The organism is Variovorax sp. 01T439_2 (genome assembly GCF_056398445.1).
On record NZ_JBFTPJ010001357.1, the window covers coordinates 1 to 1,016 of the forward strand.

General features: G+C 69.2%; 2 protein-coding genes and 1 pseudogene. All 3 read left to right on the forward strand.

All coding sequences use genetic code 11. The features are described from left to right. Window positions 1-252: pseudogene (locus AC1DOC_RS34930) on the forward strand (sulfonate ABC transporter substrate-binding protein); the annotation flags it as partial. Further along, window positions 252-401 carry a hypothetical protein gene (locus AC1DOC_RS34935; protein ID WP_307592676.1) on the forward strand — a complete coding sequence of 50 codons (150 nt, stop codon included), beginning with the start codon at window positions 252-254 and terminating at the stop codon, window positions 399-401. The pseudogene AC1DOC_RS34930 and the gene AC1DOC_RS34935, both read left to right, overlap by 1 nt. Window positions 402-425: 24 nt before the next feature. After that, window positions 426-1,016: LLM class flavin-dependent oxidoreductase (locus AC1DOC_RS34940; protein ID WP_478131750.1), on the forward strand; the 591-nt coding region annotated here is incomplete at its 3' end.

Below are 1,016 nucleotides of genomic sequence, written 5' to 3' on the forward strand. Positions count from 1 at the left end.
ATCGAGGAGATCAACAAGGTCGACGTCTGGGGCACCGCCCACAAGGACGATCTTGCCGCCGAGTTCGCGGCCCTGTGGGGCCTGCCGAAACCGGTGGCCGAACTGACGGTGGCACGCGCGGCCTACGGGACCAGTCCCATCAGCAAGGCCGTGCTTGCCGAGCAGCAGAAGATCGCCGACACCTTCTTCGACCTGAAGCTGATCCCCCGAAGGATCAGCGTGCTCGAGGCCGCTGCGGCGGGCATCGCGTGATGCCGGAAGCCTTGCGCGATCGCGCCGCCCGCGTGCTGGCCACGACCACGCGCGCCTGGGGCCTTGCCGAGCGGCAGCGTGTGCGCGCCGCATCGCCGCGCTCGCGCTGCGCGCTGCCCCGCGTGCGCGGCGCCTTGTTCGCGATCTGACGCAGCACCACCGAAAGACGACACATGCAGATATTCTGGTTTCTCCCCACCCATGGCGACAGCCGCTATCTCGGCACCAGCGAAGGTGCGCGGCCCATCGACCTGGCCTACCTGCAGCAGATCGCGGGCGCGGCCGACCAGCTCGGCTACGAAGGCGTGCTGATTCCCACCGGCCGTTCCTGCGAAGACCCGTGGGTGATTGCCTCGAGCCTGATCGGCGCGACCAAGAACCTCAAGTTCCTGGTGGCGGTGCGCCCCGGCCTGCACCAGCCCAGCCTGGCGGCGCGCATGGCCGCGACATTCGACCGCCTCTCGGGCGGCCGCCTGCTCGTGAACCTGGTCACCGGCGGCGACCAGGCCGAGCTCGAAGGCGATGGCGTGTACCTGGACCATGCGCAGCGCTACGAGCAATCGGCCGAGTTCATCCGCATCTGGCGCGAGATCCTTGCGCGCAGCCACAGCGGGCAGGCCTTCGACTACGAGGGCCGGCACCTGAGCGTGAAGGGCGCGAAGCTGCTCTATCCGCCGGTGCAGGAGCCTTATCCGCCGGTGTGGTTCGGCGGCTCGTCGGCCGCCGCGCACGAGCTTGCGGCGGAGCAGGTCGATGCCTATCTC

What these genes read in the sequence shown, in the direction of transcription:
- AC1DOC_RS34935 (WP_307592676.1), top strand. Translation starts at nt 252, where the DNA reads ATGCCGGAAGCCTTGCGCGATCGCGCCGCCCGCGTGCTGGCCACGACC.